Origin of the sequence: Halobacillus naozhouensis (assembly GCF_029714185.1) — a bacterium.
Lineage (GTDB): Bacteria > Bacillota > Bacilli > Bacillales > Halobacillaceae > Halobacillus_A > Halobacillus_A naozhouensis.
In genome coordinates this window covers 3,975,911-4,002,680 of sequence record NZ_CP121671.1, presented here as the reverse complement: position 1 = coordinate 4,002,680, position 26,770 = coordinate 3,975,911, and the positions used below count along the sequence as shown (strand labels likewise).

At 41.7% G+C, this 26,770-nt stretch carries 26 protein-coding genes and 1 pseudogene; 18 read left to right on the top strand and 9 right to left on the bottom strand.

What is annotated here, in order from left to right; translation table 11 throughout:
- Positions 1-10 precede the first annotated feature (10 nt).
- From P9989_RS20440 to P9989_RS20420, 5 genes are all read left to right on the top strand, one after another.
- Positions 11-1,459: an aldehyde dehydrogenase family protein gene (locus P9989_RS20440; RefSeq protein ID WP_283076680.1), complete on the top strand. Its 1,449-nt coding sequence runs from the start codon at positions 11-13 to the stop codon at positions 1,457-1,459.
- Positions 1,460-1,596: 137 nt separating this feature from the next.
- Positions 1,597-2,283 (top strand): CAP domain-containing protein, encoded by a 687-nt coding sequence (locus P9989_RS20435; RefSeq protein ID WP_283076679.1) that lies wholly within the window; start codon positions 1,597-1,599, stop codon positions 2,281-2,283.
- A gap of 140 nt (positions 2,284-2,423) precedes the next feature.
- The gene (locus P9989_RS20430; RefSeq protein WP_283076678.1) at positions 2,424-3,134 is read left to right on the top strand and encodes an SGNH/GDSL hydrolase family protein; all 711 of its coding nucleotides are present in this window, start codon (positions 2,424-2,426) and stop codon (positions 3,132-3,134) included.
- Between the two features lie 95 nt (positions 3,135-3,229).
- Positions 3,230-4,096 (top strand): alpha/beta fold hydrolase, encoded by an 867-nt coding sequence (locus tag P9989_RS20425; RefSeq protein ID WP_283076677.1) that lies wholly within the window; start codon positions 3,230-3,232, stop codon positions 4,094-4,096.
- A gap of 49 nt (positions 4,097-4,145) precedes the next feature.
- Positions 4,146-5,132 carry a Gfo/Idh/MocA family protein gene (locus tag P9989_RS20420; RefSeq protein ID WP_283076676.1) on the top strand — a complete coding sequence of 329 codons (987 nt, stop codon included), beginning with the start codon at positions 4,146-4,148 and terminating at the stop codon, positions 5,130-5,132.
- A gap of 36 nt (positions 5,133-5,168) precedes the next feature.
- Here P9989_RS20420 and P9989_RS20415 read toward each other — a convergent pair whose 3' ends face one another.
- Positions 5,169-5,546 carry a winged helix-turn-helix transcriptional regulator gene (locus P9989_RS20415; protein WP_283076675.1) on the bottom strand — a complete coding sequence of 126 codons (378 nt, stop codon included), beginning with the start codon at positions 5,544-5,546 and terminating at the stop codon, positions 5,169-5,171.
- Positions 5,547-5,933: 387 nt separating this feature from the next.
- Between P9989_RS20415 and P9989_RS20410 the strand changes: the two genes are divergently transcribed.
- The 3 genes from P9989_RS20410 to P9989_RS20400 all read left to right on the top strand — a co-directional run bounded on the left by P9989_RS20410 (position 5,934) and on the right by P9989_RS20400 (position 8,563).
- Complete coding sequence (locus tag P9989_RS20410) at positions 5,934-6,881, top strand: ATP-grasp domain-containing protein (protein WP_283076674.1); 948 nt, start codon at positions 5,934-5,936, stop codon at positions 6,879-6,881.
- Between the two features lie 167 nt (positions 6,882-7,048).
- Complete coding sequence (locus P9989_RS20405; RefSeq protein ID WP_283076673.1) at positions 7,049-7,507, top strand: cupredoxin domain-containing protein; 459 nt, start codon at positions 7,049-7,051, stop codon at positions 7,505-7,507.
- Between the two features lie 162 nt (positions 7,508-7,669).
- The gene (locus tag P9989_RS20400; RefSeq protein ID WP_283076672.1) at positions 7,670-8,563 is read left to right on the top strand and encodes a DNA-3-methyladenine glycosylase family protein; all 894 of its coding nucleotides are present in this window, start codon (positions 7,670-7,672) and stop codon (positions 8,561-8,563) included.
- Between the two features lie 240 nt (positions 8,564-8,803).
- Here P9989_RS20400 and P9989_RS20395 read toward each other — a convergent pair whose 3' ends face one another.
- The 5 genes from P9989_RS20395 to P9989_RS20375 all read right to left on the bottom strand — a co-directional run bounded on the left by P9989_RS20395 (position 8,804) and on the right by P9989_RS20375 (position 14,053).
- Positions 8,804-10,552 (bottom strand): CocE/NonD family hydrolase, encoded by a 1,749-nt coding sequence (locus tag P9989_RS20395; protein WP_283076671.1) that lies wholly within the window; start codon positions 10,550-10,552, stop codon positions 8,804-8,806.
- 69 nt (positions 10,553-10,621) lie between these two features.
- Positions 10,622-11,296 (bottom strand): ABC transporter permease, encoded by a 675-nt coding sequence (locus P9989_RS20390; RefSeq protein WP_283076670.1) that lies wholly within the window; start codon positions 11,294-11,296, stop codon positions 10,622-10,624.
- Positions 11,297-11,321: 25 nt separating this feature from the next.
- Entirely contained in the window at positions 11,322-12,236 is a 915-nt protein-coding gene (locus tag P9989_RS20385) for an osmoprotectant ABC transporter substrate-binding protein (protein ID WP_390305665.1), read from the bottom strand.
- An 18-nt stretch (positions 12,237-12,254) separates the two neighbouring features.
- On the bottom strand, positions 12,255-12,896 hold the full coding sequence (locus tag P9989_RS20380) for an ABC transporter permease (protein WP_283076669.1): 642 nt from the start codon (positions 12,894-12,896) through the stop codon (positions 12,255-12,257).
- Between the two features lie 11 nt (positions 12,897-12,907).
- The gene (locus tag P9989_RS20375; protein ID WP_283076668.1) at positions 12,908-14,053 is read right to left on the bottom strand and encodes a betaine/proline/choline family ABC transporter ATP-binding protein; all 1,146 of its coding nucleotides are present in this window, start codon (positions 14,051-14,053) and stop codon (positions 12,908-12,910) included.
- Between the two features lie 272 nt (positions 14,054-14,325).
- Between P9989_RS20375 and P9989_RS20370 the strand changes: the two genes are divergently transcribed.
- The 5 genes and pseudogenes from P9989_RS20370 (at position 14,326) to P9989_RS20350 (ending at position 18,215) form a co-directional block, all read left to right on the top strand.
- Positions 14,326-14,886, top strand: a complete 561-nt coding sequence (locus P9989_RS20370; RefSeq protein WP_283078998.1) for a GbsR/MarR family transcriptional regulator — start codon at positions 14,326-14,328, stop codon at positions 14,884-14,886.
- Positions 14,887-14,942: 56 nt separating this feature from the next.
- On the top strand, positions 14,943-15,836 hold the full coding sequence (locus P9989_RS20365) for a beta-keto acid cleavage family enzyme (protein WP_283076667.1): 894 nt from the start codon (positions 14,943-14,945) through the stop codon (positions 15,834-15,836).
- Position 15,837: 1 nt separating this feature from the next.
- Complete coding sequence (locus tag P9989_RS20360; protein ID WP_283076666.1) at positions 15,838-16,809, top strand: 3-hydroxyacyl-CoA dehydrogenase NAD-binding domain-containing protein; 972 nt, start codon at positions 15,838-15,840, stop codon at positions 16,807-16,809.
- A gap of 12 nt (positions 16,810-16,821) precedes the next feature.
- Positions 16,822-17,295, top strand: a complete 474-nt coding sequence (locus tag P9989_RS20355) for a thioesterase family protein (RefSeq protein ID WP_283076665.1) — start codon at positions 16,822-16,824, stop codon at positions 17,293-17,295.
- Between the two features lie 184 nt (positions 17,296-17,479).
- Positions 17,480-18,215: pseudogene (locus P9989_RS20350) on the top strand (SDR family NAD(P)-dependent oxidoreductase).
- A gap of 60 nt (positions 18,216-18,275) precedes the next feature.
- On the opposite strand, the gene P9989_RS20345 reads toward P9989_RS20350, so the two are convergent.
- Entirely contained in the window at positions 18,276-18,824 is a 549-nt protein-coding gene (locus tag P9989_RS20345; protein ID WP_283076664.1) for an SDR family NAD(P)-dependent oxidoreductase, read from the bottom strand.
- Positions 18,825-18,917: 93 nt separating this feature from the next.
- Here P9989_RS20345 and P9989_RS20340 point away from each other — a divergent pair, with 93 nt between their 5' ends.
- Positions 18,918-19,433, top strand: a complete 516-nt coding sequence (locus P9989_RS20340; RefSeq protein ID WP_283076663.1) for a PadR family transcriptional regulator — start codon at positions 18,918-18,920, stop codon at positions 19,431-19,433.
- Between the two features lie 140 nt (positions 19,434-19,573).
- Positions 19,574-19,957, top strand: a complete 384-nt coding sequence (locus P9989_RS20335) for a carbonic anhydrase (protein WP_283076662.1) — start codon at positions 19,574-19,576, stop codon at positions 19,955-19,957.
- 320 nt (positions 19,958-20,277) lie between these two features.
- Here the strand turns inward: P9989_RS20335 and P9989_RS20330 are convergent, their stop codons facing one another.
- Positions 20,278-20,991, bottom strand: a complete 714-nt coding sequence (locus P9989_RS20330; protein WP_283076661.1) for a GntR family transcriptional regulator — start codon at positions 20,989-20,991, stop codon at positions 20,278-20,280.
- A gap of 215 nt (positions 20,992-21,206) precedes the next feature.
- Here P9989_RS20330 and P9989_RS20325 point away from each other — a divergent pair, with 215 nt between their 5' ends.
- From P9989_RS20325 to P9989_RS20315, 3 genes are read left to right on the top strand one after another with little or no spacing between them, the layout of a single operon-like run.
- On the top strand, positions 21,207-22,556 hold the full coding sequence (locus P9989_RS20325) for a 6-phospho-alpha-glucosidase (RefSeq protein ID WP_283076660.1): 1,350 nt from the start codon (positions 21,207-21,209) through the stop codon (positions 22,554-22,556).
- Between the two features lie 34 nt (positions 22,557-22,590).
- Positions 22,591-23,313 carry a chitin disaccharide deacetylase gene (gene chbG / locus P9989_RS20320; RefSeq protein WP_283076659.1) on the top strand — a complete coding sequence of 241 codons (723 nt, stop codon included), beginning with the start codon at positions 22,591-22,593 and terminating at the stop codon, positions 23,311-23,313.
- 28 nt (positions 23,314-23,341) lie between these two features.
- Complete coding sequence (locus tag P9989_RS20315) at positions 23,342-24,739, top strand: PTS transporter subunit EIIC (protein WP_283076658.1); 1,398 nt, start codon at positions 23,342-23,344, stop codon at positions 24,737-24,739.
- 73 nt (positions 24,740-24,812) lie between these two features.
- Here the strand turns inward: P9989_RS20315 and P9989_RS20310 are convergent, their stop codons facing one another.
- Complete coding sequence (locus P9989_RS20310; protein ID WP_283076657.1) at positions 24,813-26,765, bottom strand: ABC transporter permease subunit; 1,953 nt, start codon at positions 26,763-26,765, stop codon at positions 24,813-24,815.
- Between the last annotated feature and the right edge of the window lie 5 nt (positions 26,766-26,770).

Sequence of the window (26,770 nt, the reverse complement as noted above, 5' to 3'; positions counted from 1 at the left end):
GGGATAGTAAATGCACACAAAGGTAAAGGAGATGAAAATGTTACTCGGCGGGAAGTGGGTAAGTGGAGAAGAGACATTTGAAGTGCGCAACCCTCAGAGCAGCCAAGTGATCGCCCGTGTTCCTTTGGCTTCTAAACAGGATATGTCTCTCGCTATTGATAAAGCTGAGCGGACTTATCAAAATACGCAAGTCTGGCCGACGCATGAACGAATTACCATTCTTGAGCGGGTCGTCTCCTATATGATAGATCATGCCGAAGAATTTGCTCGCATTATTGCTTCTGAAGGAAGTAAAACGATTAATGAAGCTCGGGGGGAGGTAAAGCGAGCCACACAAACGATTAAAATTAGTGCGGAAGAAGCAAGAAGGATGAATGGAGAAACGATTAATTTTGATCAAAATGAGGGAAGTGAAAATCGCGTAGGTTATCACTATCGATTCCCTGTGGGAGTAGTTGGAGCGATCACTCCATTCAATGACCCCTTGAATTTGGTGGCTCACAAAATTGGTCCTGCGATTGCATCTGGCAATGCAATCGTTGTGAAACCTGCTTCTGTAACCCCGCTAAGTGCGCTGAAGTTGGCAGAAGCTTTTGTTGAAGCCGGTCTTCCAGAAGGTTTCTTGTCAGTTGTTACTGGCTCAGGCCGGGAACTTGGGGATATACTTGTTACACATCCAGCTGTTCAAATGATATCGTTCACGGGCGGCCCAAACGTAGGAGAACGGATAACGCAAAAAGCCGGGACTAAAAAAGTCAGTATGGAGCTTGGATCCAACTCCCCCGTTATTGTTCTAAATGATGCTGATCTCCACGATGCCGTTCAATCTTCTGTATCGGGAGCGTTCTCAGCAGTTGGGCAAAATTGCATTGGGGTACAGCGTATATACGTGGAAAAAGGAGTTTACTCCCAATTTCTGGACACGTTTGTTACTCGCACTGCAGAATTAATGGTTGGCGACAAGATGGATGAACTGACAGATATAGGGCCAATGATTGAGGAGAAAGAAGCAGAGCGTGTAGAGTTATGGGTGAATGAAGCGGTATCTGCCGGAGCAACCGTTGCAGTTGGTGGAAAGCGTGAAGGGGCGTATTATTATCCAACCGTGTTAACGAATGTTCCTGAATCGGCCAAAATAGCTAAAGAGGAGATTTTTGGTCCCGTCGTGCTTATTCAGCCCGTCACTGATTTGAACCAGGCGGTGGAACTGGCCAATGATGTAGATTATGGGTTGCAGGCAGGTATTTTTACAAGCAACATTCATCATGCTTTTTACACAATTAAGCACATGAACGTAGGTGGCATCATGATTAATGACAGCAGTGATTATCGTATTGATGCAATGCCTTTTGGTGGAACCAAAGGATCCGGGGTTGGTCGTGAAGGTGTTCGTTACGCCATGGAATCAATGACTGAATCCAAAGTGGTCTGTTTCCGTCTACAAGAAAATATGTTGTAATAATGGATCCTGGTGCTATGCTAGCGCCAGGATATTTCTGTGTTCTCTTTTCATGACTTTCCTCTTCTGACTTTTAAGGATATTTTTTTAATCGTTGCAAATAGTAATGATGATCAATTCCTTAAGGAGGATGAAAGATGAGAAAGTCTTTATTTTTGCTTGTTTACACCGCTGTGATCATGGCGGTCCTTGCAGCATGTGGTGCAGGGGACGAGGGAGCTTTGGAACGCGAGTCTTATGATTATAATCAGGTAGAATATGGCCCAGAACAGCGCGAAAAAGTGGAGTTGGAACGAGAGCAAAATCGCTTTAGTGCTAATATTCCTTTCGAAGGCACAGATCCTGGTCTGCCTATGGAAAACCATAATAACGATGCACCAAATTCTGATCGTTTCGAGGCAGATGGTGATGATACCGGAACAAATGACCAACGTGTTGACGAGGTAACAGGTTCTTTTCAGGAACAAGTGGTTCAATTAACCAACCAGGCCCGCAAAAAGAACGGCTTGAAGCCTCTCAAGATAAACAGTGAATTATCCAAGGTTGCCCGGAAAAAATCAACTGACATGGCAAAAAACGATTACTTTGCCCACACCTCCCCGACTTATGGCAATCCTGTTCAAATGTTGAAACAATTCGGCATAGAGTTTAGTTATGCTGCAGAAAACATTGCAGTTGGCCAGCAGACTCCCAATGAGGTGGTTCAGGATTGGTTAGATAGTCCAGGCCATCGTAAAAATATTATGAATGAGCAAGTAACCCAAATTGGTGTCGGTTATACGAAAGATGGCCAGCACTGGACCCAACTCTTTATAAGTAAATAAACATGGAGGCGCCGAATTATTTTGGCGTCTTTTTTACGGAAAATAAAGGATGGTTTTTACATGAGTGATTTTCTTCATTTCTGGAATACTGAGCAGTAAGCAGGATTATATAATAATCCGTGGTGAAGGGGTGACTGATTTTGAAAAAATTATCGACCCTTTTTTGCATAGTCTTTCTGTTTTTTGGAGCTGTGCTTGCTCCTCACCACATCTATGCAAGGGAGTCAGAACAGCTTGTCGCAATCGGGGACTCCATTCCCTATGGGTATAATTTAACGAATGATAACACCTTGCCTTCAGGTGAGGCATTTCCTTACATCATGGGTGAGGAAGCCGGTCTAGAGGTAACTAACCTTGGTATCCCAGGAATGACGTCATCTGAGCTGCTTAAAGCCGTTCGGACAAACGATAGGTTTCGCAATACGATCAAACATGCTGATTATGTTGTGGTAAGTATAGGGGGAAATGACCTTTTGAACCTTTTGAAAGAAAATAAAGGTCTTAAGGGAATAAAAATGGAGGAAGTAGCTCTTGTGGTCCGCGATCTAATCTTTAATGTTTATTCAACTGTTATCGAGCTGGAACGATTAACACAGGGTGATATCATTGTTTATAACATTTATAATCCTTACCCTGAAGCGGGTGACAAGCTGGAAGCCCCGCTAAGCTATATTAATGCACAATATAGCTCTCTCATTGAACTGTTAAGTCGTTTTACTAATGTTGAAATGGCGAATGCATATAAAGCTTTTAAAGGGCATCCTGAATATATTATAAAGGGTGATGTTCATCCTACTCGAAAAGGTCAGGTTGTGTTAGCAGAAATAGGACTGAAGCTTATTGAAGATTAAAGCCTGCACACGATGTGCGGGCTTTTTGGTTAGGGGAGGTTTTTATAAGGGGGGTATCGAAATATAGGATAAACCAGAGGAAAGAGGGATGGCTTGTGAGCGGTTGGAAGAGGGATTTGATTAAGACGAATCGGGGAGTATTTGAGGTGTTTACACAAGGGAGCGGACCACCTTTATGTGTAACCCATCTGTACTCGCAATATAACGAGTCAGGTGATTATTTTGCAGAAACGTTCACGGATACGAACACAGTTTACATAGTAAATTTACGTGAGTCAGGAGGCTCTGCAAAAGCCGAGGAGCCTTACCAGTTAAGTATGCTTGAATCCGTTTTTGACCTGGAGGCTATTCGGGAAGCGTTAAGTTTGAAACAATGGGGGTTTGCAGGTCATTCTACCGGCGGGATGCTTGGGGTTGTATATGGCATTCGATTTTCCGAGCACTTGAATTTTCTAGTTATTGCAGGGGCAGCAGCAAGGGAATATATGACGTTCTCCGAGGGATGTATTTATAATGATAACCATCCGCAATTTCAGCGCATGCAAAACCTCATTGAAGCATTAAAGAGTAGTGAATTATCGAAGGGCAAGCGGCAAAAGTTAACTGTTGAGCGGACCAGGCTGTCCCTGCATAAACCTGATAGCTATGAAGAGTTGTTTTGCAGAAATATTCACAAGAAGATGTCAGCCGTCCGAATGAATTATTTTGTTAGGGAGCTTCCCATCTTTGATGTCAGCAGGAAACTATCTTTTATTAAGACACCTGTGCTGATTACTTGCGGCGAACATGACGTCCAGTGTCCATTAGAGTATTCTCTTGAAATGAAGGAGTTTATTCCAAACTCCGAGCTAGTGGTGTTTGAACATAGTAATCATTATCCTTTTGTAGAGGAAGAAACAAAATTCAAACGTGCTGTTGCAACCTTCCTCTATAATCATGGTTGGGATAAGGAAGTGACCTAAGCAAACAGGATCGTCTGTTACACTATAAGAGAAAGGGGTAGTGAGCTGTATGATACGTTTTGGCGTTATCGGAACGAACTTTATAACAGAGTCAATGATCGAAGCAGGGCAGCATGTGGAACATTTTGAATTAAAAGCTGTCTATTCGAGAACAGAAGAACGAGCAAAAGAGTTTGCCGGGAAATATGGAGCTGAACTTACGTTTACCTCAGTCGAGGAAATGTGTGGTTCTGAAGAGGTCGATGCTATATATGTAGCCAGTCCAAACTCATTCCACGCCGGGCAGGCGATTACAGCAATGGAGCACGGGAAACATGTTTTATGTGAAAAACCTATAGCCTCCAACCAACGCGAAGCAGCTCGTATGATTGATGTGGCGAGAACCAATCACGTGCTTTTAATGGAAGCCGTAAAATCAACGTTGATGCCAGGCTTTGTCAGCATCCGAGAGCAGTTACATAAAATTGGAACAGTACGTCGTTTCACAGGGAACTTTTGTAAGTATTCCTCACGCTACGATGCTTATCGAGATGGAACGGTCCTCAATGCATTTAACCCTGATTTCTCCAATGGATCTTTGATGGATTTAGGTGTGTATGGGGTGTACCCTCTAGTAGTGCTGTTCGGAGAACCGAAGTCGATCAAAGCAAATGGAGTAAGGCTTGCTTCAGGTGTAGATGGAAAAGGTAGTATTCTGGCTGAATATGAAGGGTTGGAGGCTGTCATCACTCATTCGAAAATCAATCATTCTTATGCACCTTCTGAAATTCAAGGAGAAGAAGGGGTGATAATGATCCCAAATATTTCAGAACCAGGAAACATTAAAATTTGCTATAATGATGGGTCAGTTGATCGTCTTGAGGAGCAGAATACTCATCCGCCGATGTATTATGAGCTTGCGGAGTTTGTTAACCTGGTTCAAAAGGGTGAAATACAATCCACGGTCAACTCTCATAAAAACACGCTGATTGCTACACAGATTCTTCAAGAAGCAAGAAGACAAATGGGGATTAAATACCCCGCCGATGAAAATTAAGAAGAGAAAGCCCTGGATAAAATCAGGGCTTCCCCCTTAAGTGTGATTGACTTCTGGTTCATCTTTATTAATGATTTGTGCCATTTCCTTTTTGGTGGCATTCAAACGCTTATGCTCCATACCCCAATCATTCATAATTTTAAGGAAGGGTGATGTGGTTTTTCCATATGTAGTAATTCGGTATTCTACTCTTGGAGGGGAAATCCCATAATCAATGCGTTCGATTAATCCATCATCCATCAGTTTTCGGAGTTCTCGTGATAAAATTCTCGGTGATATATTGCCTTCAATGGAGCGGCGCAGTTCATTGAAACGCACTTCTTTCTCGTGGAGAAGCTTCCATAAAATGAGCCCTTTCCACTTTCCGCATACTACCTCCAGGGTAATATCAATTTCTGATCCTGCTTTCTTCATCTGATTCACCTCATTCTGGATTTTAATTCTTATTTTGTTGAGCCTTTGATCACATTCCATACTGTCACAATATGATTGATGATTTACTCATCGTCTAAATTCGAAAGATTGGTTCAATAATTCTGTGAACTCTAGAAATTCACCAGTTACTGGACATGAGGTTTATGCTTATTCACCAATGTCCCCTTTCTCCTAAATTAGGAAACATTACCGCATCTAATTCTATGTCGTATTTTGTCTCTTAAGTTCTTACAAAATTGTAACTATTACTATCTGCTAATTCCTTTCGTGAAAAGCTATGAGCATAACAAGGTAAAAAGGTCGGTTTAATATGTTATATTCAAAGTATCATTAATACCTTTAGCATCTAGGAAAGGAGTTTGATCCGTGGAAAATAAAATTTATGTATTGCACGAAAACGATGAATGGACGGAACATTTAACGAAGCGATTAAAAGAATTGCAGTTACCTTTTGAGCTATGGTATCTGGACCAAGGAAATATTGACTTATCTAACGAGCCTCCAGAAGGTATTTTTTACAACCGTATAAGTGCATCTTCTCATACGAGGGACCATCGCTTTGCTCCTGAATTCACGGAAGCAGTTCTGGCATGGCTTGAGCGACATGATCGGACCGTTATCAATGGTAGTAGAGCTCTACGCCTTGAGGTAAGCAAAGTGAACCAGTATATGGCTTTGAATGGTACTGGTATCACATCACCGAAAACGATCGCAGCTGTTGGCAAGGATCAGATTATTGAAGCAGCCCAAAAGCTGGACTTAGTTCCCTTTATCACCAAACACAATCGTGCTGGGAAAGGTCAGGGAGTTCAACTTTTTCACTCTATCGAAGCATTAAAAGAGTATGTTTATGGAGACTCCTTTGAGGATCCAGTTGACGGCGTTACCCTCATTCAGCAGTATGTAGAAGCACCAGAGCCTTATATCGTACGACATGAATTCGTTGGCGGAAAGTTTCTATATGCTGTTAAAGTCGATACATCTGAGGGATTTGAATTGTGTCCTGCTGATGCTTGCACGATTGACGATATGTACTGCCCTACTGGAAAACAAGAAACAGGTGGAGCTAAGTTCGAGATTCTTGAAAGTTATCATCATCCGATCTTGGAGCAATATGAGGAATTTCTTCAAATAAATGATATCCAAGTTGCCGGAATCGAAGCCATTCAGGACCAAAGTGGACAGCTTTACACCTATGATGTCAACACGAATACAAACTATAACTCTGATGCTGAGGCCAAAGCGGATGTTTACGGAATGCTCGCACTTGCTAAGTATTTGGGTGAACAGCTTCATACCATTCAAAAGGTATGATTTAGTTAAAGTTTCACCGGCATGAGCATTTGCCAATCTTCAACACATATGAAATCAGCTTCCTTTATGATGGGGGCTGATTTTTCTTTTCACATTGAAAAAATTAGACAAGTTCCTATGGATTGATTGCATATGCATAAGTAAACAAGCCATGGGAGGGATTACTTGTGAAAATTTTATTTATTACTAAAAGGAAAATTGGAGTGTTTGTCGGTATACTGGTGGCGATGGCGCTTGCATTTTTCATTGGAACTTCGTTATGGGGGAGTGAGGCTGTCCCTACCCTTTCCAAACCGGCAAGTGCAGACACACGAATTATTCATCTCGTGACAGGGGAGTTCAAGTCAAAAACTGCTGATGGGGAAGAAATCGAAGCATACCGTTGGGACCCGGGAACGATCTATGTGTCAGAAGGGGAACCATTCAGATTGAATATTTATGGTGTGAGTGGGAAGGAACATCCTTTTCGAATTGAGGGTACAGATGTTAAAGGGGTAGTCCAGAAAGGGAAAGAAACGATCGTTGATTTAAAGTTTGATGAAGAAGGCGTATACAAGCTTATTTGCACCACTCACTCAGATATTCAGTCTAATGGACCAATGATAGCCTACATCGTTGTTGATTAAGGAGTTGAGGTGTAAAAGATAGATCCTGACCTTCCTGACCAGTGCTTAAGGTAAAAAGGGAGGTCCATTTTTGTTCCCGATGTAGCCTGCACCTTCGAGATGCGTTCTTATGTTAAGATATTCCTAACCTAAAGCAAATTATAACTGGTTAGGAGGCTTATAATGCACAATGGCCATTACCTTATAATACCCACCGCATCTGACTTTAGCTTTAAAGAATGTTTAGTTTACCTCAACCGCTCTCCTCAGGAAGTTTTACATAAAGCTGAAGGAGAATCGATTATAAAGCTTCTCATGGTGAACAAGTCTCTAGTCCTACTTAAGATGAGAAGTACAGAAAAGTCTTTAATTGTTGAGTTTCCTTTTGGGAAGCCGGGAGAGAGAGAATGTGACCTGATCCCCGTGTATATTAGTGAATGGTTTGATCTTAAGAGAGATATGGCTGACTTTTATAAAATGGCACAAGGTGATTCCATTTTAAAGAACCTTGTATCAAATCACCCTGGGTTAAGAATTGTGGGAATTCAGGATCTGTTTGAAGCGTTAACCTGGGCAGTCATCGGGCAGCAAATCAACCTCACTTTTGCCTATACATTAAAGAGGAGATTTGTAGAGAATTTTGGTGAAAGATTGGAGTATCAAGGTGAGGACTATTGGTTATACCCTCATAGTGAGAAAATTGCCTCGCTACAAGTAAGTGACTTGAGAAAACTGCAATTCACAACACGAAAGGCGGAGTATGTCATAGGGATAGCCAAGGCGATAGTTTCCCGGGAAATAACGAAAGAGGAACTCTTACAACTGGATTATCACAAGATGAAAAGCAGATTAATGAAGCTAAGAGGTGTAGGAGTATGGACCGCCGAATATGTAATGCTGCGATGCCTGCTTCAACCTCAAGCTTTTCCTGCAGCAGACATTGGAATTCATCATGCCCTGAGAAAGCAGCTTGGATTGGATCGTAAACCCACAACTAACTATGTTGAGGAGTTGTCAGAGCGGTGGGGAGACTGGCGAGCATATGCAGCATTTCACTTGTGGAGGTCTCAATATTAAAAAGGTTAGTCAGCCATGCTGAAACATAAAAAGGCTCTGATATTGACTCAGCTGTCATAGTAGAGCACGTAAATGCTGTACTATTTTTTCGAGCGACAGAGCATATTAATCCACAAAGGGCCTATATTTTAAACGTACAAGTTCTGGGTAAAAAACTTAAAGGCCCATTTTTTTGAATTAATGGGCCTTTTTGCTGCTCATAGAAAAAGCTACTTGATACATTCCCACAGTGACAACATACTATTTTCCCGCTGGAATGATTGGCAGGAGGACGTGAGAAGGGTATTGTTTCCTGTGATAAACCACTTGATCCGCAGGGTTACATTCACTGCTGTTCAACATGGTCTGCCCAGTATTTAGATTGACATCAAAGCGCGGAAAATTACTGGAGGAAATCTCAATCCTTATTCGATGGTCAGTAAGAAATACGTTACTCGTTGCCCATAAATCTATTTCATATTGTACGATCTCACCGTTTAACTCTGCCTCTGGTTCATAGCCATTTCGATATCTTGCACGAATAATACCATCGGTTAAATTGTAAGCTGTACCATCAGGCAACACATCTACTAACTTGGCGGTAAAATCGGTATCTTTTGCGTCTGTTGATGCCCAAAGTTTGACTTTGACAGGGCCTGTAACTTCAACTGATTCTTTAAGGGCCGCTGATGTATAGACTAAGACATCACTTCGATCTTCAATGTTTCTCTGGTCCCGCGGCCCCGTCGTGTTCACTCCATCATGCAATGTACCTCCACCATTTGATGGGACAGGATTTTCTGGATCATAGACAAAGTGGTCCGACGGTTCCTCATCTGGTTTTATGGTGGAGAGGTATCCGTCCCCAGAACGTGAGTTAGCTGCTCCTTTGCTGTGGAAATAGTAGGGAACGTAGTTTGTGCGTGAGAGCGGCCATTCCTGCTCATCACGCCACTGATTGATCCCCATGACAAAAATTTTAACCGGTGCTTCTGCAGTGATCTGTGTATCTTTACCCTTTAGCCAATGATCAAACCAGCGGACATGAAGATCGGTTAGGTTTTCCTTATAGTCGATCCAATCCTCTGAGGCGTGGATTCCAAATTTCTTATCCCCAATCAAAGAGCCGAAATCCCCATGAGCCCAGGGCCCAATCATTAATCTTTGCTGTTCCCCCACTTTCAGACCATCCGCTTTTGCTTTCATTTCAATATAATTATCTATTGTGGATCCTAGCAGACTATCATACCATCCGCCAAGGTGATAGGCAGGGACATTTATTTGATTATATTGGTTGGCGATGCTTGATTTGTCCCAGTCATCATCATTCAAATCGCGCTCTACTTGTTCGAAGAAATATTTCGCAACCCCAAGCTCTTTTAGGGGCGGCCAATTTTTAATTGGTGCATGAAGGTACCACTTTTCGATATGATCTACACACTTAGCCCACTTGCTCATTGCCGCGTTATACGCTTCTGGATCATTATATTTTCTTTTTATAAGATCAGGTGCGATGGACTCGAGTACCCAGGTTTCTGATAGTCCCAATCCGTAAGCACCATCATAGTAAAAGTTTCCTTTCCTTTGGTCACTTAACGTTTGAGCCGGAAAAATGGCGTGTAAGCTAGGAGGGCGTTCAGTTGCAGCTAATAGTTGTGTGAAACCATAGTAGGAAAGACCGAACATGCCCACTTTTCCTATTGAGTAAGGTAATGATGCTGCCCACTCAACCGTGTCGTACCCATCCTGTGCTTCGTAAATAAACGGTTCAAATTCCCCTTCAGATTGAAAGCGCCCTCTCACATCTTGAATAATGACAATGTAACCATTCTCCACAAGCCGGTTTGTATCAAGGTAACGGTGGGAGTAGAAAGGTAAATCTTTACTGTAGGGGAGGCGAGTCAGTAATACAGGAAATTCCCCTTCCTCATGAGGGCGGTATATATCAGAATATAACACTGTGCCATCCCGCATTGTGCAGGGGACATTTTTTTCTACTAGAATTTGCATGTAAAACTCCTCCTTAATCGGGTAAGACCCATTTAATATATGAAAACAGCAGGGAGCACTCCCCTGCTGTTAAGCTGTTTTTTCCATATTATTCGTCTTTTTTCCATTGACTGGTGAGAGCAGCTTCTCAAACCAGCCCATGACGACGTCGGCAACAACCGCCATTACGGCTGTTGGAATAGCCCCAGCTAGAATAATAGCTGCGCCGTTTGTCGCATTTGTACCACGGATGATAATATCTCCTAATCCACCTGCCCCGATAAACGTGCCGATCGTGGCAATACCGATGGCAATAACCAAGGCAGTTCTCAGTCCTGCCATGATAACGGACAGCGCGAGTGGTAATTCTACCATTCTTAACAGTTGAAACTTCGTCATTCCCATACCGTGCCCGGATTCGATCAGCGCCCGATCTACACTGCGAATACCTGTGTATGTGTTTCTAAGAATCGGTAAAAGGGAATAGAGGAATAACGCAAAGACAACTGTATTGGCTCCCAGTCCCATAGCCAGCATGAGAACAGCCAGCATAGCCAGGGCTGGAACAGTTTGGATAATGTTCGTAAATGAAATCACCCAGGCACTTAATCTAGCATGACGGGCAATGATAATCCCTACAGGAATAGCAACCATGGCTGCAAATAAAACACCGTAGGCAGACATTAGAAAGTGCCGGAAAAATTGTTCCCACACATATCCCATATTTTGCGAATAGTACAGTCCTAAATCCATAAGTGTTTCCAAGATACCTTCACCTCCTGGTAATTCTTTATTCGAAGTAATTATGTTTTTCTAAAAACTCTTTGGCTACAAGTTTTGGTTCTTTCATTTTTACGTTGGCTTTATGATTCATCTTTCTCATCTGTTCCGTATCAATCTTACCGGCTAACTTTTGTAAAACGTCACGCAGCTCCGGATGCTTCTCCAGAACTTCGTTACGGACAACCGGTGAAGCATCATACGGGGGGAAGAGATGTTTATTATCCTTCAACGTTACAAGGTCGAATGCTTCGAGACGTCCATCTGTGGTATAGGCCAGTACAACATCCATTTCGCCGCTTTCTACGGCTTTATAAACTAAACCAATCGACATTGGGAAGACACGACCAAACTCAAACCCGTATTTTTTTATAAACGAGTCGTATCCTACGGCCGGCCGTCTTATCCAAGCACTGTCTACTCCTAATCGCAAATTAGCAGCAAGGGATTCCAGGTCTGAAACAGTCTCCAGGTTTTTCTTTTCCGCCAGCTCACTCTTTACTGTAAATGCATATGAATTGGCGAAACCATAGGAGTCAAACCATGTTTGGTTAAATTGTTTCTGGAATTCTCTTTTTACAATTTTCATAGCCTTGTCCGGATCTGTAATAGGATCCATTCCCAGGGCACCGACCAAATCTGTACCTGTATATCTTGTAGCCGTAATATCTACTTCTCCGGACATCATGGCTTCGTGCTGCACCGTAGACGACCCAAGATTGGTTACCATCTCTGTTTGGAGTTCAGTGTAGTGTTGAATCATGAGTCGAACCATGTTGCCCATAATAGCTGATTCCGCTGTACCTAACGTTCCTATCGTAATAGTCTTCTCAGCAGGTCCGCTTAGCCCCGGCAATGAACAGCCGCTAAGCAGTGTCGTAACTAATAATAATGCAATGAAGGGTTTCTTAATTATTTTGAACACCTTTTATGATCCTCCTTTCTAAGCCGTTCTTATCCCTTTAGGGGTCGCACGTTTTTCAAGACGTCCTAGTATCAAGTCCGTAACTAAGGCCAATAGTGTTACAGGAATTGCCCCGGCGATAATGAGATCTGGACGGTAGAGGTTCAGACCGTTAAAGATATAATCACCTAATCCGCCTGCACCAATAAATGATGCAAGGGTTGCCCAGCCAATCAAGTAAACGGTGGATACTCTGACTCCTGCCATAATCACTGGTACGGCAAGCGGCAATTCCACATCCCGGATCCGCTGCCAGCCGCTCATGCCCATTCCCCGTCCTGCTTCCAATAAGCTATTATTTACTTCTTTAACCCCTATATAGGTGTTTCTTAGCATTGGCAGCATGGAATAAAAGAACAATGCTGCAATCGCGGGAACTTTGCCAACCCCAAGAAGAGGGATAAAGAAAGCTAGGATCGCAAGGCTTGGGAACGTTTGAACAACCCCAACTGTCCCGATGACGAAACCTGCTAGCTTAGGCACACGTGTGAGCGCCACTCCAAGCGGGATCGCAACGATAACGCCAAGGAGAACAGCAAGTAATGAAATGTAAAAGTGTTCCCATGTTTTTATGAGCAATTGATTCCCGTTATTCGCCAAAAACTCTATCAATTGATCCATCTTATCCCCTCCTATACTTCTGTCGTGGCGAGTTGATCTTCTTCGCCCCAAATAGAGTCGTATACTACATCAGCAAGGCTGGCTCTCGTCACAAGTCCACGGAGACGCTTGTTCTGATCAACAACAGGGACATATTTCATGCCTCTTCTCAATATTTTGTGAATGGTGTCGCGTAGTAATGTTCCCTCATTCACGGTATAAAGCTCTGTCTCTAACACCTCACCGACCTGTGTTGCCTTTTTACGATTTTGATCAATCATTTCAATATCAATAAATCCTTTTAACACATATTGATCATCTACAACGAGCAATGAATCGACCCTGCGATCTTTCATGATCTGAATGGCATCCGTCAATGTTTTGTCTTCTGTTATTGTTGCAGGGTCAGAACCCATAATTTGTTCAACCGTCTGAATATTTGGTCGAGCCTGTACTAAACGCTCTTTGCCGATAAACTCTTCAACAAATTGATCTGCGGGGCTTCTAAGAATTTCATCAGGGGTTCCAACTTGTACCAGCTGCCCATCACGCATAATCACAATTCTGTCAGCCAGTTTAAGAGCTTCATCCATATCGTGTGTGACAAAAACGATCGTTTTTCCGAGTGACTGCTGAAGCTTTTTAAATTCCTCCTGCAGGGAATCCCTCGTAATCGGATCAAGAGCACCGAAAGGCTCATCCATTAAAATAAGGGGAGGGTCTGCGGCAAGTGCCCGTAAGACACCGATACGCTGCTGCTGCCCCCCGCTTAATTCATGTGGATAGCGGTTTAAGTATTCTGGTTCCATATCAACAAGCTGCAGCAACTCTGCTGCCCGACTTTTCCGTTTCTCCTCTGGCCACTTCAACAGCTTCGGTACAATTGAAATGTTTTCCTGGATCGTCATATGCGGAAATAGTCCGATTTGCTGAATAACATAACCGATCTCGCGCCTGAGTTGCACCAGATCTTTTTCTAAAATATTTTCCTCTTCAATATAAATGCTTCCATTCGAAGGTTCGATTAGTCGGTTAATCATTTTCATTGTTGTCGTTTTACCGCAGCCGCTAGGTCCGATAAATACAACGAATTCACCTTTTTCTACCTCAAGGTTCATGTCATCAACCGCTTTATTAGTACCTTCGTACACTTTTGTTACGTGATCGAATTTAAGCAAGTGAAAGCCACCTCCAAAAAATTTTTTATATAATTCCTTTTCGACAAAACTATTTACGATTCGCTAATTAAGTATAGAACAATTTTTATAAACTACAAAATTTATTTATTGCACATATAATACATACAGTTTGTAAACTTTTTATTGTATAAAGTTTATTAAGGGTATTGCTTAAAATTCCCCTTTCTCAGTTTGAAATGCTTTGAATTGCTCGTTTTCCATTTCTTGTTCGGTGTGTTAAATTGGCTTATATAAAATTGAAAGTCGAAAGGATGAAGCTAGTGGAAGAAAAACCGTTCGACAAAACCAAAGAAATTGAAGAACAGTTTATAGAAAAAATTGCTGACAATATGAATACATTCGGAATATCGACAACGGTCGGACGAGTTCTTGGGACTATTTATATGAATAGAGAGCCGATGACCCTCGATGAGTTATCGGATAGTATCGGGATGAGCAAAACCCGAATGAGCCAGGTTGTTCGGGAAATGGTGGACCTCAATATTGCGGAGAAGGTTTTTAAAAAAGGTGTCCGCAAAGATTTGTACAATGTTGAGCGTGACTATTACCAAACTTTCGTATCACTGTTTACATCCAATTGGCGTAAAGCGATAAGCAAAAGCAAAATGTTCGAGCAAAAGCTGCAACGGGAACTTGCTGAAATTGAGAAAGAAGAAGCGTTGGATGAAGAGACTGAACAGAAGATCAATGAACTACTTAAGGAAACGAGAATTTGGCTGGACTACTATGACTGGATTAGTCGAGTAACGGAGTTTTTCGAAAGTGGGGAAATCTTTAAGCACGTACCTGTTCGACAGGATGAAAATAAATAATTGAAGGCTTCTCAGAACAAACTATACCAATGAGGATAATACCAGGAGGGAATACTATGCAGAAGAAAGTCATTTTATCTTGCGCCGTGACTGGCGCGGGCGATACAGTTTCTAAAAACCCACATGTCCCTGTAACGCCAAAGGAAATCGCAGACGCTTCCATTAAAGCTGCGAAGGCGGGGGCCACCATTGCACATATACATGTCCGTGATCCCGAGACAGGGCAGCTGAGCCACGATGTGAATTTATTCCGTGAGGTCGTTGAGCGAGTGCGTGAAGCGGAAACGGATGTCATTTTAAATATAACTGCCGGTGGAGGCGGTGACTGGGTGCCAAGTGATGAAGATCCAACAAGAGGCGGAGCAGGTACAGATATGCAAACGCCTGAGGAACGCCATGAACCAGTTGGCGAATTGCTTCCTGAAATTTGTACTTTGGATTGCGGAAGTGTCAATTTTGGGAACCAAGTATATATTAGTCCAACAGACTGGCTGAGAAAACAAGCCAGCCTTATCCAACAAAGTGGAGTACGGGCGGAACTTGAATGTTTTGATACGGGTCATATTCGTTTTGCCAACCAGTTAGTGGATGAAGGGCTGATTGATGGTGACCCGCTATTCCAATTTTGCCTGGGAATTCCATGGGGAGCTGCTGCTGATGCTGAAACCATTGCATATATGAAGAGCCGCATTCCAGAAAATGGACGGTGGGCCGCTTTTGGTATCGGTAGAATGCAAATGCCCGTTGTGGCGCAGTCCGTTTTACAAGGCGGTAATATCCGTGTAGGTCTGGAAGATAACATTTACTTGAAAAAAGGTGTGCTGGCATCGAATGAGCAATTGGTCGACAAAGCTGTCGGCATAACACAAAGCCTGGGCTCTGACATTATGACCCCAGCTGAAGCAAGAAAGACATTGAATCTGCGGAACCCGCATGGAAGGGATAATTAATATGGGACAGCAAACATCAACGATTAAGCACATAACTGTAGTCGGAACCGGTGTGATTGGCAATGGATGGATTACCCGCTTTCTGGCGAATGGGTACACAGTAACGGCAACAGATCCTGCACCAGAAGCAGAATCCAACATGCATGAGGCAGTTAAGAATGCATGGCCAGCCATGGAAAAATACGGCCTTAGCCAGGGTGCATCACTGGACAATCTCTCGTTTGAAAAGGATCTGAAAAAGGCAGTTGCCGAAGCAGATTTTATCCAGGAGAACGTGCCAGAACGAGAAGAACTAAAACGTCAGGTCATTGCTGAAATTGATGGGTATGCTAACGCAGAAGCGGTGATTGCCTCAAGCACATCTGGCATTGTTCCAAGTGTCCTGCAGAAGGATTGCACAGCACATCCGGAGCGCGTCATGGTGGCTCATCCATTTAATCCTGTATATCTGGTTCCGCTCGTGGAAGTTGTAGGTGGCGAGAAAACAGATCAGGCATTCATAGAAAAAGCGCGGGAATTTTATGAAACTCTTAATATGAAGCCGCTGGTCGTGCAAAAAGAAGTCGAAGGGCATGTTGCCGATAGATTGATGGAAGCGATCTGGAGAGAAGCGCTGCACATCGTAAATGATGGTGTTGCTACTACAGAAGAAGTTGATGCATCTATCGTGTACGGTCCAGGTTTACGGTGGGCCTTAATGGGACCATTCCTAACTTTGCATATGGGCGGAGGCAAACAAGGAATGAGACATTTGCTTCACCAATTCGGCCCAGCTTTGAAGCTGCCATGGACGAAACTGGAAGCACCAGAGCTTACGGACGAGTTGGCTGAAAAGGTGATCACTGGTTGTGAAGCCCAAACAGAGGGAAGCGATATGGCAGAGCTCGAAAAACGTCGTGATCAATTTTTAATCGAGCTACAAGAGCTGTTGGAAAAATATTGGCCAGCCGCTAATTTGAACGGCAGATTATAAAGGAGCAAAAGAATGAATACGTTAGTAGCTTTAAAAGAACATGTACGGAAAGAGTGGATTGATTACAACGGCCATATGAATGACGCCGACTACGTTCGGGCATTTAGCTGGGCAGTTGATGGTTTTATGGGTGAAATGGGCATAAATGACATCTTTCGTGAAAGGGAACAATACACCATGTTCACGCTTGAAAACCACGTGTGTTACTTAGCGGAAATGAATTTTGAAGAGCCACTGGAAATCCATGCCTCCATACTGGATTACGATGCAAAACGTGTCCATCTTTTTCTCGAATTATATGGGGATGAAGGCAAACGGGCGGCAACGAGTGAACAAATGCTAATGGGAATGGACCAGCAATCCGGCCGACCTGGACCGTTTCCAGAAGAAATTTCTTCAAAGCTGCAATCATTGGCAGACATGTATTCTGTTGAAACAAAGCCAATAGAAGCTGGTCGAGTGATCGGGATTAAGAAGAAAAAGTAGTATTTTTATTATTATTAAATTTGAACGCGGGCATGAGAGGTATATACACCTCATGCCCGCGTTTTTATATTTAGCCATTGGCAGTAACTCTAAACCCCATTATTTAATATCTTACGCGGATTACTTTGTGCAAAGTATATGAGGTGATAGAATAGATGTATATCCTTCAAAGGAGGAATTCGTGATGGGGAAATTTGATAATAAAGTGGCCATTGTAACTGGCGGTGCTTCCGGCATGGGGCGTCGTATGGTTGAACTATTCAGTGGTGAAGGAGCTTCAGTGGTTCGCTGCAGATATCAACAGAGAGAATCTACAAGAAGTTGGCAATATAGATGGTGTGGAAGGTCTGTATCTTGATGTTGCCTCTGAGGATAGTTGGATCAACCTTACTAATCAAGTGTTCGATACCTATGGGAAAATTGATATCCTCATTAACAATGCAGGAATTTCAAGCGAAAAAACGGTTCAGGATATTACCATTGAAGATTGGGATACTATGATGCGAATTAACAGTTTCGGTCCATTTGCCGGAATGAAACATGTTATTCCTTATATGATGGAACAAAAATCGGGTGCAATCGTTAATATTTCAAGTTATACAGCTCAAATTGGAATGGGTTTGAATAATTATTCAGCATCAAAAGGGGCAGTACGTGCTATATCAAAAGCAGCAGCTACCCAATACGGTCCGTACGGGGTACGTGTGAATGCCGTATTCCCTGGAGTTATTCAAACGCCAATGACAGAAGGCTTAAAAGAATCGAGTGAAACAGTTCAACGTCTTGTTCGTGCTACTCCGTTACAAAGACTTGGTACTGCCGATGACGTAGCACAGGCTGTTTTATATTTGTCATCAGACAATGCGGCCTATGTTACAGGTGCTGAACTTGTCATTGATGGTGGCTTTTCAGCTCAGTAAACATATATTTGATTCTTTATAGAAGATGCACCCTTCTTTTGCAAGGGTGCATCTTTTTACTTACGTTAATTTAACAGTCCCTCCATCTACCATGATCGTTTGACCTGTAATATATGAACTGTTTGCACTGCTTAGAAAGACGGCGGCTTTTCCGATGTCCTGTTCTGGATCCCCCATTCTTCCAAGTGGAATTCCAGATATCATGGATTGGTATTGTTCAGGGTGCTTCTGTTTCCATTCTTCTGCTTGCATTAAATTCACAGTAGGGTAAAATCCAGTGTTAAAGGATAAATCAAAATCATCACGCAAAGTATTCTGGAAGGGCTTTTGTCTGGAAGCATGGGCGTTATTGATGAGAATATCCAGCTTGCCGAACGTATCGATGGTTTCCTGAATAATTTCTGTTGAATGTTCAGCGATAGAAATATCTTTTAAAATGAAGTGGGTTTTGCCAAACTTCGTCAGGTCTTTCATTGTAGATTGACCAGCATCCTTATTAATATCTACAATGACTACTTTAGCGCCTTCTTTCAGCATAGCTTTGGCAATCCCTTTTCCTATACCTCCTGCTCCGCCTGTTATAATTGCAACTTTATTTTCTAATTGCATAAAATCCCTCCCGTCAGTTTAATTAAAGTATATACCTATATATACTCTGTGCAAAGTAATTGGATTTAGTTTATCTAGAAAGGAAGACTGGCTATGTCTATACAAATCGTAATTCTAGGGTTGTTAAAATCGAACGATCAGCACCCTTATGAAATAAAAAAAATTATAAAAGAGAACAAGTGGGACCAATTTTTCGACATGACAGATGGAAACCTATATTATTCAATAGAAAGTCTTAGAAAAAAGAATTATATTCAGTCCATTAAAACAGAAAAGGTTGAGAAGCGGCCTAATCGTACGATTTATTCCATAACTTCTGAAGGGTATGAACACTTGATTAACTTAATTTACGATGTTTTTGAGAATCAGAAAATGGATGGTCGGTCACTCTACCCGGCATTGTTGTTTGTTGATTATGTAAAATTAGACAAAGTAGCGGAACTTATTACTTCATGGATCACGAATCTTGAGCTTGAATTAGACGACAACCCAGCTTCAGGTTCTGACTTGGCCGCTGCTATCCATGCTCATTACTACGGAATGTTAAACTTTCATTTAAAATGGCTAAAGAATGTACGGGATATAATAGTGGCCCGAATTTCAGATTAATACTTTAACCGAGTTGTAAATGACAAGTGTAGAGAGGCGACATAAAATCAAAGAATTGGTATGATAGAAATATATAAAATTATAAAATGTTACTAGTGAGGGAAGTCAATTCCCCCGACTATTACAGGAGGCGAAAAGTTATGACAGATTCAAAGTTTGCTACAGCGATTAATTGTATGGATGGAAGGGTACAGCAGCCGGTATTTCACTGGATGAAGGGAAAATTTTCGGTAGATTACATAGATATGATTACCGAGGCTGGGCCAAACAAAGTGTTGTTAGAAGGAACAGAGCGGGAGATTGAGTCGATAAAATCCAGAGTTCAAGTCTCCTATGAAGCTCATGGCTCAGAAGTAGTAGCCATAGTAGGGCATTATGGTTGTGCAGGGAACCCAGTTCCAAAAGATGAACTGTTGAGCCAAATTGAAAAGTCTGTAGAGAAGATTAAAGGTTGGGAGCTGGAAGTCAAGGTTCTTGGGCTTTATGTTAATAACAACTGGGAAGTAGAAGTTGTAACTGAATAGGAAAAAAGAAGAAGTCCAAATTATGGGCTTCTTCTTTTTTTTAGCTACGATAGTTTGAACCGATAAAGAAGGTGTTATCCCGAAAGTGCAGTGACTTGAGGGATACCCTCTTTGTTGGCATGTAATTGTCCGTGCTCAACTCCCTCCTTATGTAAATATGATTAAACTTATCTGCCTAACGTGATGAATAACGTCTTGTCTCAAAAAATATACCTCCCTAACTCGAAGTCATAACGACTTAACGCACAAACATTACGCCTTAACCAAGAAACTCTTAGTTACCATTCTGTTAGCACAAAACTGACTCATCCTCTATATCATTAAAATCGTTTAGATGTAAATTTGAAGGTGTATTTCTCACTTCTGAAATATAGCCGAGTATATTCAAAAATTGTATCATCATCAAAATAGGCCCATAAATTCATGGTTAGGATCGATGAATTCCCTTCCAACAAAAGGATTTTTCGCAATTCTTCGTCAGGAGAGAGTGGCAGAATTTCCCCTTGGCGCTCTTTAATGACATAGCCTTTGCTTTCCACGTATTCGTACTTTGAACGAGTCATAACATCGACTGACAAATCCGGAAATAACGAAACAGGCATGTATGTTTCCTCTAAAATCATCGGTTCGTCATCCACACATCGCAGTCTCCGAATAAAAAATACTTTTTCACCATTTTCAAGTTGCAAAGTTTCTCTTAACTGTTCCCCAGGCTCTTGCATGTGAAAATCCAGGACTTGGTTAGTCGGCTTTTGATTTAAGTGTGTCATTTCTTCCGTAAAACTCTGCAGCCTGTATATGTCATGTTCGATCTTCTGATTCTTCACATACGTCCCACTGCCGCGAACCTTATAAAGGATGTCCTCATCTACTAACAGTTGGATAGATTGACGAATGGTTACTCTGCTGACTTGATATTTTTCAGCCAGCTTCTTCTCTGAGGGAATGGCTTCATCCTTATTAATCTTTGCCGTAATGATATCCTTTTTTATTTTGCTTGCAACTTGTTTATATAAAGGCGTACTTGAATTCAATTTAGTCACCACCAGTAGTTATGTATTTAAGTTGTATTAAACACTAATACAACTATAAATGAATCTTGTGCTTTTTTCATCCTTCTATGCTTGAAAATAATATTTATGACTATTTTATACGAAAAATTAATACCTATTTAATGCATGATTGGTATTGAATATGTATTATAATAGTGGTATAAATGGTGTAAGAGATGAATGGGAAGGGGCATTTTATGAGAAAACAGCGCTTAGTTGTAGTCGGAAGTGGAAGCACTTACACAATGGGGATGATGATGAGTTTAATAGCAGAAAAGGAGCGCTTTCCTCTAAAAGATGTCATATTTTATGATATTGATGAACAACGCCAGGAGCGAAATGCGAGAGCAACAGAAATTTTATTTAAGGAACGCTATCCTGAGTTAGAATCTTTCTCCTATACAACGGAAAAAGAAGCAGCTTTTAAACAGGCAGACTTTGTATTTGTGCAAATCCGTACGGGCGGTCTAGCCATGCGGGAGCAAGACGAACAGATTTCCTTAAAACATCGGGTTGTTGGGCAGGAGACATGCGGCCCTGGGGGCATGGCTTACGGGCTGCGGTCAATTGGGGATATGGTTGAACTTGTCAATGATGTCCGCCGCTGCTCTCCTGAAGCATGGATTTTAAATTATACAAACCCAGCTGCGATTGTAGCAGAGGCTCTTAACAGGGAATTTCCTAACGATAACCGCATCCTCAACATTTGCGATATGCCCATTGCCATCATGATCAGTTATGCCAAGATTCTTGGGCTCGATGTATGGGATATTGTACCGGAATACTTTGGGTTAAACCACTTCGGCTGGTTTACAAAAATCTTCGATAAAGAAGGCAATGACCACACAGAACGCTTAAAGAGACTTATTATGGAGACTGGTTTCACTCCAGAGGACGAAGCCATTGCTAATGATCTCTCTTGGCAGAAAACGTTTGAACAGGCCAGGCAGATGTTGATTGATTTCCCGGAGTTTCTACCGAATACGTACTTGCAATATTACTTGTATCCTGAAGCAATGGTAGAAAAAGAGGACCCTAACCGTACACGAGCTCGACAAGTAATAGAGGGACGCCAGAAGCACGTTCATGACCTGTGTGACCGTATCATCGAGAAGGAGACAGCGGAAGGAGAAGACTTGCACGTTGATATCCATGGTGTTTTTATGATTAAGGCGGCTGAATCTCTTGCCTACAATTTAAATGAGCGGTTCATAGTTATGGTTGAAAACAATGGGGTTATCCCTAATTTACCAGCAGAGGCTATGGTTGAAGTACCAGCTCTTCTTACAAGCCAGGGACCTAAGCCATTTTCTATTGGTAAAATTCCAACTTTTTATAAAGGATTAATTGAAGGCCAGTTAGCTTATGAACAGCTGGTGGTTGATGCATATTTTGAAGAAAGTTATCAGAAGCTCATTCAGGCACTTACCGTAAATCGTACAGTAGTTAATGCATCAAAGGTTAAAGAGATTGTGGATGATTTAATCATTGCCAATGAAAAATACTGGCCGGAACTTAAGAAAAACACGGACTCATCTTTCAAGTGACAGCTGGCAGAAACAATTAGAATGGGGGGATATCATGAAAAAGCTTATTATTAATGCGGATGATTTTGGCTATTCAAGAGGTGTAAATCACGGGATCATTGATTCCTATCAGTATGGTGTGTTAACGTCCACAACCTTTATGGCAAACATGCCAGGTGCAGACCAAGCGGCCGCCCTGGCCAAGCAAAATCCTGGTCTTGGGGTAGGAGTGCATCTTGTTTTAACATGTGGAAGGCCTCTATTGAATAATCATAGAACGATTGTTGATGCAAAGGGGGATTTTAGAAAACTAACCTTTTACGAGGGAGCTTTCACGATTGATTATGATGAGGTGTATGCCGAATGGAAGGCACAAATTGAAAAGTTTTTATCCTATGGTTTACAGCCTACACATTTAGATAGTCATCACCATATCAATTCATTTGGTGACATGCCGCAAGTGTTCTTGCAGCTTGCCAGGGAGTATGGCTTGCCTGTTCGCAATAATATGGAGCAGGGAGAAGTGAAGACGACCAACTTTTTTGCCTATTTAATTGAAACCGCTTTAAAAGATGAGCAATCCCTCAATGAGTTATTTAGTGAGCATGACACAGTTGAAGTGATGTCACATCCGGCTTATTTGGATAAGACTTTGCTCTCGACATCATCCTTCACATATCCGCGGGTAGATGAACTTGAGTTTTTAACAAATCCAGAGATTGTTGGCTTGATTCAGGGACGATCAGATATTCAGTTGACTACGTTTAAGGAACTTTAAAGCCTATTCATATGAGGAGGAGCGAACCATGAAAAGCTTTCTGCAAAAGTTTGGAAAGTCGTTATTAATCCCTATTGTCGCCTTGCCTGTTGCTGGATTGCTGTTGCGAATCACAGCTGAGGATATGCTCGATATTCCTCTGTTCCAGGCTTCAGGGGTTATTCTGGCGCAAATGGATGCTTTAATTGCTATAGGTATTGCGATGGGGCTGGCGAAAGCAAAGGATAAGGGGATACCAGCCCTTACAGGCTTCCTGGCTATTATCGTTTTAGAAGAAGGACTTAAAATTATGGACCCAGAGCTGAATATGAGTGTTTTCGGGGGAGTATTGGCAGGTTTACTTGCAGCTTATATTTATAATAAATTTAAAGATACCAAACTGCCGAGCATGTTTGCCTTTTTCAGCGGCGAAAAGTTCCCGATTACGATGATTATTTTTACGATGATTCCTGTCGCTGGAGTTATGTCCTTCATTTGGCCTTATGCTCAAGCTGGAATTGATGCCTTCAGTCAAACATTAATGGGTCTTGGGGCACTGGGAGTATTTATATTTGGATTCTTAAATCGATTTTTACTGCCATTTGGCTTGCACCATGTCATCAATACCTACGTGTACTTTGGTTTAGGCGAATATGAAACCGCTTCCGGAGAGGTTGTAACGGGTGAGATCACTCGTTTTCTCAGTGGTGACCCGACTGCAGGGTACTTTATTGGCGGGTTTTTCATTACCATGATGTTCGGGATCCCGGCCATAGCGCTAGCGATTACGAAAGCAGCCAGGAAAAGAAAGCAGGAAACGAAATCACTTATGTCCTCAGGTGCTGCAACTTCCGTGGTGACTGGGATTACAGAACCTATTGAGTTTACCTTCTTATTCACTTCACCATTGCTATACTTCTTGCATTCCATTTACACTGGTTTGGCAGGAGCTGTTCTTTATCTGCTTCATATCAGGCATGGGTTTTCATGGGGAGCCGGAGCCATTGACTACTTCTTGAACCTCAATTTATCAGATGGGGGATTGTGGATTATACCCATAGGACTGGTATTCTCAGTACTTTATTACTTTACTTTCTATACAATTATCGTGAAAAAGGATATTCCGTTAATCGGAAGAGAACACGACCTTGAATTTGATGAAGTAGCTTCCAGTAAGGAGCAGGACCTAGAATTGTCCCACTCTAACCATGAATATATGGCTAAAAAGATCCTTCAATCTATTGGAGGAAAAGACAACGTCATCACGAATGACCATTGTATGACACGCCTGCGCCTGGAGTTAAAAGATACAGATCTGGTTGATGAAAAAAGCATCAAACAAACAGGCGCCCATGGTGTAATTAAGATTGATAAGCAAAGTATTCAAATTGTTATTGGCTCAGAAGCAACCACTGTAAAAAATGAATTAGATAAGTTTTTAGAGTAATATCCAATTATAACCACCTCAGGTCATCCAATATTTGGATGACCTGAGGTGGTTAATTTTTTCGCTACATTATTTATAAAAAGGTAAATAGTTTTTTGTCGGTTGTATCTTTAGAGGGAGAGGAGTCTGTTCTCGTCCTTTCCGTCTTTTTCTTTGGCTTTGCTGAATCGATGCCGATCTTACGTTGTTGTACTTCTATCACACTTCTCGTGATCGCCTGAATAGATAAGATCAGAAAGATGTAAAGAATAAGCACAGGGATAATTAACCAATACTGTCCCGTCATGATTCCTATCCTCATATTTTCGAACATTGCAGTCCATTCATAGATCAAAGATTGATCCGGCTGTCCCTTTAACCCTCCACCTAAGAAAATACCAAAAACGCCCAAGTGAACAAATACTTGCAGCACCTGAATTATTTGCTGACCAAATAAATAGACGATTTTTGGAAATAGTGAAATAGAAATATGGTTAAAGAATATTCGACTTTTACTGGCTCCTAATATAAGGGCTGATTGAACATACTCACTCTTTAGATGAGCGTTTGACTCTTTACCAATCGTGTTCAACATTACAGGAATTACAAATACAACAAGAACCATAACTTCTAATACGGTGTTTGGGACAATTTGGGACTCGGCTAACCTCCTTTTGTCTTCGTCAAAAATAACTACATTCACCAATATTACGTAAGCAATAAGAGAAAGAGGTAAGAACTGCATCCCGTCAGCTACTTTGCTTATAACATTCCTTGAACGTTCTCCCAGCCAAAATATATAGGGGATCGTTAGTATATAGCCGGAAAGAATTCTTAAAAAGGCAATTAATAATGAAAACAGAATCGTGTATTTAGCCCCGCTAGCCAGCATCTCAAAAATAGGATAGCCATAGGTGTCCGAGCCCAGCACTAGAACTCCAGGCGGGTGAGGTGGAGCATGGTAGAATCCGCTTTCATCCTGGAACACACCAAGTCTCTCTACGGGAGGATCTTTGAAGTAACTATATAAAAGGCTTGTTATAGCTAATCCTCCAACGTAAAGCATCCCTAAGACAAACTTGGGTTTTCGAAGTAGTTTTAACAATCCACCCCAGAAAGAATGAATCTGTGAGCTTACCTTATTGAAAGTTAGGCGTCTTAAAAAAGACTTCCCGGAGAATAATTTTTTCCCTCTAAACAACCTGGCGTTATCTTCAAATGGGGAAGGATAATTCATTTTAAGACCCCACTCAAGAAGTTGAAAGAGTATATAAAAAGGTGTAAAGATCATGACGAGCGCTACTGTAATCGTAAATGGTCTGCTGTCAAAAAAGATGAGCCGAACAATTCCATAGAAGTTATGCAAGTATTCAACGACTAATAAGCTGGACAGGGTAGCCCAAATAATCGGCTTTGATTGGATGACGAGGTTTCTTTTTATGTTGCGTACACAATGCTGAAGAAGAATATACATTCTGCTGAATCCTCTGCTTTTGGCTAGCTGGACATAGTTTTTGCTCCATTCTTCTTCTAGTAACAATAAGATGACTTTATAGAATAAAATGGTAGGCAAAATACAGAGAGAAAGAATGGGGGATAAATAAATTTTTTCCTCTCCTAAATAAACAAATTCAAATAGAAGAATTCCGGAATTTTTGTAAAACCATACGACTAATATTTGCAGCATGAAAATAAACAATATATCTGGAAATGCCTCTAAACTGTTTAACAAACGGTGGGTAACTTTTTTGGCTGTGGATGGAAGTTGGAAGGTTGATAGAGCCAGTAGAAATCCGACTACAAAGGCGATGAACAGGGCAGAGAAAAGAATAGTCATGGAATAGGTATAGTGATCGTAGACATACGTAAATAATGGTCTTTCAACGTATTCATAATTTAAATAAAGTCGAAATGACCATTCTGATGGGGTGAAAATTTTATAGACAACATCCCATACACTTTGAAAAAATGCAGGAATAGAACTGATTAGTATGATCCCGACTAACCCCAAAAGGTATTGGCTAAACAATTTAGCAACGAATTTCATCTCTA